This window comes from [Clostridium] symbiosum ATCC 14940 (assembly GCF_000466485.1).
GTDB classification, from domain to species: Bacteria; Bacillota; Clostridia; order Lachnospirales; family Lachnospiraceae; genus Otoolea; species Otoolea symbiosa.
Window position 1 is genome coordinate 9559 of the sequence record NZ_KE992927.1, and the last position, 8385, is coordinate 17943.

Here is an 8385-nt window from a genome sequence, read left to right on the forward strand (position 1 = left end):
CTCCAACCGGGGACGGAAGACTCAGACAGACTCCTTCACCATACCGGCCCCGGTCCGTTCCGGATGCGTCCCCCATTCTCAATAAAATTAACAACGGATGATTAACATGTAAGAATCTCTTAAGGTGCAGTATGTTGACAATTATTAAAAATTAAAGTAATATCGGACTGATTGCTCTAATTACGTAACAGTTCAGCCATGATGTATTACGCGAGGTGTTTTCGCTGCTTTTTGCGAAAATCCCGAGTTGTGCGGCGCGAAACGGCGTTTTTTGTGCCGTTTCTGTGCATCATTTGTTACGGTTTAGCCGAAGGCTGAACCGTAACCTAATTACGAGAACAGTAACATAACGAGGTTGACATATAAGAGGATGCACGGATATGAAGACAGATTCAGGCGGCAGGGATTATAAAAGTAAATATACGGAAAAAAGCATCACCGGAAGGAAAGCAGACAGAGAATACAAGGCACAGCCGTACATTGCAGCCGGCATATCCGGGCGCGGCGGTCCGGTTTCCGTGCTGGAACGTCTCTGCACTGTCTTTGTTCAGTTCCTGTTCGGCGCGGTGCTTTTATTTCTTATAGCCATAAGCGCCACTGTGACGTGCAGCGTGTACGGAGGAGAGGAGAAGGTGCAGTACGGCCCGGACCAGCCCGTTGTCCATATCCTCCTGCTGATTGTTTTTCTGGCAGCCGGAGTGTGGTTTTACCGGAAACGGAGAATCGGAGCGGACAGATTCAGTCTGACGGTCAGGCAGTACCGCAGGCTTATCATCGCTGTTGCCGGATTTTACCTGATTTGGCTGCTGATAACGATGTACTGGCCGAATTCTGATCAGAGAATGGCGATGGAGTCTGCCCGTTCCCTCCTGTCGGGGGATTATTCTCCCTGGGATGCGGTGGGCTTTGTCTATGCTTCTCCGATGGTTCCGCTGGGGTATGCTTATACATATCCGTCCCAGAACGGCCTGATTCTATTTCTGGCGGTTATCGTAATGATTTTCAGGGACCTTACTCCGTATGCGGTCCAGATACTGAATATCGGATTTATATTCGGCGGAGTATATTTTCTCAGCTGTCTGGCGGTCCGGTTGTTTGGTCTGAAAAGCATCCGGGGCATTTTAATTCTGACATTCGCATGCCTGCCCTTTGCTTTCTATATTACGTTTGTCTACGGTACTATGCCGGGATTCTGTCTTTCCTCAGCAGCACTGTATTTTGTATACAGATATATTGAGACAGAGAAGCTCAGCCGTTTTTTTATTGCAGCTGTCACAGCCGCAATTTCTGTTCTTCTCAAATCGAATTATCTGATTGTATTAGTTGCATTGGTTATCTACCTTTTATCGGAGGGGGTATTCCGGAGAAAGGCCAGGTTCCTGGCGGCGGCTGTACTGATGATTCTGGTTTATATGGGGAGCGGACGTCTGATGAACATGGTTCTGGAGCAGGCGACCGGCAGGCCGGTGTCTGGGGGAATCCCGATGACTGCCTGGGTTGAGATGGGGCTTCAGGAAGGAAGCCGGGGGCCGGGATGGTATAACGGTTATAATGTCAGTGTTTTTGCCGGAAACGATGATGATACGGAAAAGACGAAAGAGGCGATCCGGGAGGATTTGATGGATACCATAACTCAGTTTGCCGCACAGCCTGAGGAGGCGGCAGATTTTTTCCTGAGAAAGGCCCAGTCCATATGGGCGGAGCCAACCTTTCAGAGCCTGTGGATACAGGAGGTGAAGGGAGGCTCCTGGCTCCTTCCGGGCATGACGGATTCCCTCCTAAAGGAAGGGGGGCTGCTGAACCGGCTGTATCTGGGCGTATGTAACTGGTTCCAGACCTTTATCTATATGGGAGCATTTCTGTTTCTCCTGTTTGCGGGCAGGAAGCTGAGATGGGAGCAGCTCATCCCGGCGGTGATTTTTATCGGAGGCTTTCTCTTTCACATGGCATGGGAGGGAAAGGGGCAGTATACAATCTGCTACTTTATCCTGCTGATCCCGTATGCGTACGCAGGGTTTGGACAGACCATTCAATGGCTGGCCGGCTCCCGGGGCGGACAGGAAACGGGCTTGCACAAAACAATCTGACGGCAGTTACAGAGAATAGATCCGCTTTGCATTCCGGTAGAACACGTTATCCCAGTGTTTTTCCGGAATGACTGCTTTTGTGAATCCGATATAATCCCCGTAATTGGCAAGAGGCCAGTCGGTTCCAAACATCAGTTTATCATAGCAGTGCGCGTAGGCTATCCATGTTTTCAGAGCTTCCACATAACCTTTCTGTTCTTCTAAAAGCTCCGCCAGTACGAGCTTGCCTTCCAGAAGGCCGGATAAATCCGCAGCTACATTTTCATTCTTTTCAAGAACGGCGGCGGCATCCATCAGCCAGGGGTTCCCAAAGTGGCACATGATGAACCGGACGTCAGGATGCGTTACGGCCACCTCATCCAGGGTCAGGGGATGGCTGTATTTCAAAAATGCGTTGGAACCGGCAGTCTGGCCCATATGGACGGCAACCGGTTTACCGTACGTTTTTGCCAGCTCATAGATCGGCTCATATCTGGCGTCGCTGATATAAACGGGGCTGTAGCCCGGATAGAGATTGATGCCTGCGCAGGCATCCCTCTGCAGATGCTGTTCTATCATATCGTGGGCGTCTGATATGTCGTGATGTTTCAGGTAATGGCTGTCGATTCCGATGCAATAGTGCAGAAAATCGGGATAATCATGTTCGGCAAAGGAAAGTCCCCTGTTGCCCATCACGACGCCTGTCTCGATTTCGTATATCTGGTACTGCTCCCGCAGATGTTCTCCACTATTGATATGCTCCGCTCTTACCGCGATCTCATCAAAATAGGGAGAGCCGGGGCAATAGTGCAGATGTGAGTCAATAATTTTCATAATATTTCTCCTTCCGTGAAATCAGGCTATATTTTATACAATGCAGTGTGCTAACCGGTTTAGAACCTTTCAGGGTAAACGGTGGCTTGGATTCTGTCCCGTTCGTCCTGGCCGTCAGTAATACTTCTTATGATTCTAATATCGGTCTGGGCAATTGTCAAATAAAAATCCACAATTGACAAGGTGCAAAAGATCTGCTATAGTTTATAAGATATAGTTAAAGTGAGAAGATTCAAGAGCTGAGACGTTTCTTGAATCTTCTTTTTTGAAGTTGTAATCAGGAAAGGGAAAGAATGGAAGCAATTAAGTTCGAAGATTTAAATTTAGATGCGAAGATTTTACGCGCAGTTACAGATATGGGTTTTGAAGCGGCATCACCGATTCAGGGCCAGTCGATCCCACTGGAGCTTGAAGGTCTGGATATCATCGGCCAGGCACAGACAGGAACAGGCAAGACGGCGGCATTTGGTATCCCCCTTCTTCAGAAGGTAGATCCGAAAAGTAAAAAGTTACAGGCGATTATCCTGTGCCCTACAAGAGAACTGGCAATCCAGGTATCCGAGGAAATCAGGCGCCTTGCAAAATATATGCACGGAGTTAAGGTTCTTCCGATTTACGGAGGACAGGAAATCGGAAGACAGATACGTTCCCTCAAGGACGGGATTCAGGTTATCATCGGAACGCCGGGACGTGTTATGGATCATATGCGCAGGAAGACGCTGAAGCTGGAGCATGTACACACAGTAGTTCTCGACGAGGCGGATGAGATGCTTAACATGGGATTCCTGGAAGATATGGAAACCATTTTGAGCGAACTTCCGGAAGAACGCCAGACTGTGATGTTCTCCGCCACAATGCCTCCCGCTATCGCAGAGATTGCGAAGAAATTCCAGAAGGATCCGGAGATTGTAAAGGTAGTGAAAAAGGAACTGACGGTTCCGAAGGTGACACAGTATTATTATGAAGTAAAGCCAAAGACAAAAGTAGAGGTTATGTGCCGTCTGCTGGATATGTATGATCCGAAGCTCTCCATCGTTTTCTGCAATACAAAAAGACAGGTGGATGATCTGGTGCAGGAGCTTCAGGGCAGAGGCTATTTTGCCGAAGGACTTCACGGTGATCTGAAGCAGATGCAGAGGGACCGTGTCATGAACAGCTTCAGAAACGGCAGAACCGATATTCTGATAGCGACGGATGTGGCTGCCAGAGGTATCGACGTAGACGACGTGGAAGCCGTATTTAATTATGACATTCCTCAGGACGACGAGTACTATGTCCACAGAATCGGACGTACCGGCCGTGCAGGCAGGGAAGGTAAGGCCTTCAGCCTGGTAGTTGGCAGAGAAGTATATAAGCTGAGAGAAATCCAGCGTTACTGCAAGACTAAAATCATTCCACAGCCGATTCCGTCCCTGAATGACGTGACATCGATTAAGGTGGAGAAGATCATGGACAGCGTGGAAGAGATTATCCGCGATAGTGATCTGGATAAAATTATAAACATCGTTGAGAAGAGAGTGCTGGAGGAAGACTATACAACACTTGATCTGGCAGCGGCCCTCCTCAAGATGTCCATGGGTGACGACTACGAAGATATTTCGGTTGAGAGAACGCCTCTGCGTTCCCTGGATGAACTGGAGGATTACGAGCGGGGCGCAAGGAGCAGAAACAACGGACGCGGAGCCAGATCAGGCAGCCGCGGCGGCAGCGAGAATGTTGCCCGTCTGTTCATTAATATCGGTAAGAACCAGGGAATCAAACCGGGAGATATTCTGGGTGCGATTGCCGGTGAATCCGGAATGCCGGGCAAAATGGTCGGAAGCATTGACATGTTCGATAAATATACCTTTGTGGAAGTGCCGAGAGAGCAGGCCGACGTCGTATTACAGGCGATGAAGGATGTCAAAATTAAAGGCAAGAATGTCCACATGGAAAAAGCCAACAGGAATTAATAAAGCCTGTGATTACAGATACACAAGAAAAACTTCGGGAGAAAATGCCCGAAGTTTTTTTGTGTTGAAGGCGGTGAGCTGTGCGCGGAGCTTGCAGGTTATCGTTAGGGGTCAGAATTTTTTAGGGCTCTCCTGACCGGAAATCATAAGCGGAAGCCTTATCCGTTTACTCCGGCAGTTCCATCTCATTCTCCATGCCGATAAAGCCAAATTTTTCATACAGGGGACGGCCATCATCGGTAGCTTCCAGCGATATGGCAGTGATCCCTTTATTCTTTGCCTCCCGGACAAGCAGACTCAGAACCTCCCGGGCAATTCCTTTTCTTCGGTAATCCGGGTCCGTGTACATATTCATAATATATGCTTTTCTGCCGCTGGGATTATGGCAGGTTGGGAGAACTCTGAAAAAGCTTACGCCGCCTGCCCCGACAAACCGCTTCCGGTCAAAAACCAGGCAGGCAAAATGGCTGTGGTCTGCCATCTCCGGCACCTCCTTTGCATAATCTGTGAGTTGTAATTTCTGGCTCTATACTATCATATTCGGACAAGTCAATCCAGCCTTTTCCCCTGCCAAGCCTTCCTTCCTGAAATCTTTGTTTCATCTTTAGAAATTCTTTGGTTTTTCCTCCGACCCGGCTTTAGAATCGCCATGTATACTAACATCATATTAAAAAAGGAGCTGAAAGGGGGAACTGACAAAATGAATGCTGAATATTTTACAGAGGCGGCGGTATCTTTTATTGCATGTGTGACGGTTTTTACTATTTTCCTTAATTTTCTCTTACTTGCTGCGGAGGAACTGAAAAAATGTAGTATAATAAAGAGAAAAAAGAAAAATTACGCGGTGGTAAGACCTTCCGGCCGGATGGTTCTGCAGGGGCCGGACAGAGTGATGGGCGCCTAGGCCGCATGTAATATGGAGAGGACGAAATGGAAATTCAGAACAGAGCAGGAGAAAGCCGGATTTTACTGGTTGAGGATGACAAGGAAATCAGGGAAGGAATTGAGATTTTCCTGCGCGGACAGGGATACCGCGTATTTCAGGCGGCCGACGGAGTGGAAGGACTTGAGATACTTGAGAGGGAGGAGATCCATCTGGCAATTGTTGATATCATGATGCCGAGGATGGACGGAGTGACAATGGTCATCAGGCTCAGGGAGCATTATGACTTTCCGGTAATCTTTCTGTCGGCCAAATCGGAGGAAGTGGACAAAATCATGGGACTGAATATGGGAGCCGATGATTATATTACAAAGCCGTTTACGCCGATGGAGCTGCTGGCCAGAGTGAACTCCCATCTCAGGAGATATAACCGGTTTATGGCTCTGCTGAACAGGAAGGAAGAAAAGGACGGCGGGGAGAACAGCAATATTTACCGGATTGGCGGGCTGGAACTTAATGAGGATACTGTGGAGCTTATGGTGGACGGAGAACCGGCAAAGCTGACTCCGATGGAATTTAAGATACTCTCCCTGTTGATGAAGAACCCGGGTCATGTGTTCTCGGCTGACGATATCTATGAGAGAGTATGGAACGAACGGGCAATAAACACGGATACGGTCATGGTACATGTACGAAATATCCGTGAGAAAATAGAGTTAGATCCGAAAAAACCAAAATATTTAAAGGTGGTGTGGGGCGTTGGATACAAAATTGAGAAATTACCATAGAATGGGAGTCGTTCTGGTGCTCCTGACAATTATCGCGATGACGGCGGCTGTGATGGCCTCCTACCCGTGGCTTAAGGAACAGGCATTTATGAATGCGGAACTGATTACGTCTAATTCTAATTATGACGTTTATGAAGGTTACTGGATGACGATAAACGGCGATGAATATCTCTTCCATAATTTTTGGAAGTTTGAACAGATAGTAGCCTGGATGCTGCTGGGATTTTCTTTCCTGACGGCCGCCGTCGCATTTATTACGGGTCTTATTAAGCCCCTTGGAATTACGGAACGGAAGTTCTTCGCGATGCCGTTTGAGCTTCTGATATTAATCGGCGGCTGTGCGCTGGCATTTATGTCGGAAGGCGGATATCTTGTAATGGAGGTGGTGGCCGGGACTGTCACAGGCGTGTTTGCCAGTGAACTGGTTCGGGAGCTGAATTTCAGCTACCAGCAGGCATACGGCATCCTGATGGCCGGCAACGCTGTTATGTGGGCAGTAGGCATTACCTTTATATACTGGTTTGTCGTATCTCTGGATTCCATTTTTACGATGGGCCTGACACGGTGGCTGAAGGAACGTACAATTATCGGATGGCTCCTGATGGGAGGCAAGAATGCGGTAGAAAAAACGTGCGGTCTGGTCGGCTCTGTAGATTTCAGGGATAAGCAGACAAAGCTTCTGTTAAAAATCGTAGGCATTAATTTTGTCCTGCTGACCGTGATAAGCTGCTTCTGGTTCTTTGGGATTTTCGGACTTATGATTTACTCTGTAGTCCTGTTTTTCCTGCTCAGGAGAATCTATGACGGGATGCAGGAGAAATATGAGATACTGCTGCAGGCCACGGGAAAGATGGCCGACGGCAACCTGGAGGTTGAAATTAACGAGGATTTGGGCGTATTTGAACCGCTGAAGGGCGAGATTACAAAAATCAGAAACGGATTCAAAAAGGCCGTAGAAGAAGAGGTAAAAAGCCAGAGCATGAAGACAGAACTGATTACGAATGTCTCCCATGATCTGAAGACGCCTCTTACGGCAATCATTACTTATGTTAACCTTCTGAAGAAAGAGGGGATAACGGAAGAAGAGCGCCGGAACTATATCAGGATTCTAGATCAGAAATCCATGCGCCTGAAAAGCCTGATTGAAGATTTATTTGAAATCAGCAAGGCGAACAGCAATAATGTGACACTCCATCTTGTCGAGGTGGATATTGTCAGCCTGATGAAGCAGGTGAGGCTGGAGCTGGAGGACAAGATAGGACGCTCACAGGTTGAATTCCGCTGGAACATGCCGGATGACAAGGCGGTGTTGATTCTGGACAGCGAGAAGACGTACCGTGTGTTTGAAAACCTGCTGGTAAATATCGTAAAGTATGCGCTGCCCGGCACACGCGCCTATGTGGAGATTACGGATGACGGTGAGACTGTCATGGTTTCCATGAAAAACATCTCCGCTACGGAGATTTCCCTGGAAGGCAGGGATATTACGGACCGGTTCGTGCGGGGAGATGAATCGAGGAATACGGAAGGCTCCGGCCTTGGTCTTGCGATAGCCCGAAGTTTTGTGGAATTACAGAAGGGCACGATGGAGGTGGGAATTGAAGCAGATCTCTTTAAAGTAAAAATCGAATGGGACAGGAATAGAATGCCGGATAAAGCGGAAGACATGTTTGTCAATGAAGCGGAATAGAGAAGAGATAATCGAAAAAATAAAGATATAAGATGTAAAAGAATGTTCCAGGCCGGTGTCAGCGGCCTGGAACATTCTTTTTACTTAAAATTATTCTATTTGTCCGGGAGATTACTGTTCACACTCCAATGTCAGTTAATATTTAACTGAGGTTGGAGGACGCGTCCGGAAC

The 8385-nt window shown here is 47.9% G+C and carries 6 protein-coding genes and 1 pseudogene; 5 read left to right on the top strand and 2 right to left on the bottom strand.

The genetic code is table 11. The features are described from left to right. Positions 1 to 380: 380 nt before the first annotated feature. Positions 381 to 2087, top strand: a complete 1707-nt coding sequence (locus CLOSYM_RS12350; RefSeq protein WP_021642364.1) for a glycosyltransferase family protein — start codon at positions 381 to 383, stop codon at positions 2085 to 2087. A 6-nt stretch (positions 2088 to 2093) separates the two neighbouring features. Here the strand turns inward: CLOSYM_RS12350 and CLOSYM_RS12355 are convergent, their stop codons facing one another. Beyond that, entirely contained in the window at positions 2094 to 2900 is an 807-nt protein-coding gene (locus CLOSYM_RS12355; protein WP_021642365.1) for an amidohydrolase family protein, read from the bottom strand. Positions 2901 to 3193: 293 nt separating this feature from the next. Here CLOSYM_RS12355 and CLOSYM_RS12360 point away from each other — a divergent pair, with 293 nt between their 5' ends. Next, the gene (locus CLOSYM_RS12360; protein ID WP_021642367.1) at positions 3194 to 4852 is read left to right on the top strand and encodes a DEAD/DEAH box helicase; all 1659 of its coding nucleotides are present in this window, start codon (positions 3194 to 3196) and stop codon (positions 4850 to 4852) included. Positions 4853 to 5018: 166 nt separating this feature from the next. Here the strand turns inward: CLOSYM_RS12360 and CLOSYM_RS12365 are convergent. Beyond that, positions 5019 to 5333: pseudogene (locus CLOSYM_RS12365) on the bottom strand (GNAT family N-acetyltransferase); the annotation flags it as partial. 219 nt (positions 5334 to 5552) lie between these two features. Here CLOSYM_RS12365 and CLOSYM_RS12370 point away from each other — a divergent pair. The 3 genes from CLOSYM_RS12370 to CLOSYM_RS12380 are packed head-to-tail and all read left to right on the top strand — an operon-like array spanning position 5553 to position 8213. Further along, complete coding sequence (locus CLOSYM_RS12370; protein WP_242828677.1) at positions 5553 to 5756, top strand: hypothetical protein; 204 nt, start codon at positions 5553 to 5555, stop codon at positions 5754 to 5756. Between the two features lie 26 nt (positions 5757 to 5782). After that, positions 5783 to 6523: a response regulator transcription factor gene (locus tag CLOSYM_RS12375; RefSeq protein ID WP_003498049.1), complete on the top strand. Its 741-nt coding sequence runs from the start codon at positions 5783 to 5785 to the stop codon at positions 6521 to 6523. Next, positions 6495 to 8213 carry a sensor histidine kinase gene (locus CLOSYM_RS12380; protein ID WP_009297875.1) on the top strand — a complete coding sequence of 573 codons (1719 nt, stop codon included), beginning with the start codon at positions 6495 to 6497 and terminating at the stop codon, positions 8211 to 8213. Before CLOSYM_RS12375 ends, CLOSYM_RS12380 begins: the two co-directional genes overlap by 29 nt. The last annotated feature ends 172 nt before the right edge of the window (positions 8214 to 8385 follow it).

What these genes read in the sequence shown, in the direction of transcription:
- CLOSYM_RS12375 (WP_003498049.1), top strand. Translation starts at nt 5,783, where the DNA reads ATGGAAATTCAGAACAGAGCAGGAGAAAGCCGGATTTTACTGGTTGAG.
- CLOSYM_RS12370 (WP_242828677.1), top strand. Translation starts at nt 5,553, where the DNA reads ATGAATGCTGAATATTTTACAGAGGCGGCGGTATCTTTTATTGCATGT.
- CLOSYM_RS12350 (WP_021642364.1), top strand. Translation starts at nt 381, where the DNA reads ATGAAGACAGATTCAGGCGGCAGGGATTATAAAAGTAAATATACGGAA.
- CLOSYM_RS12360 (WP_021642367.1), top strand. Translation starts at nt 3,194, where the DNA reads ATGGAAGCAATTAAGTTCGAAGATTTAAATTTAGATGCGAAGATTTTA.
- CLOSYM_RS12355 (WP_021642365.1), bottom strand. Translation starts at nt 2,900, where the DNA reads ATGAAAATTATTGACTCACATCTGCACTATTGCCCCGGCTCTCCCTAT.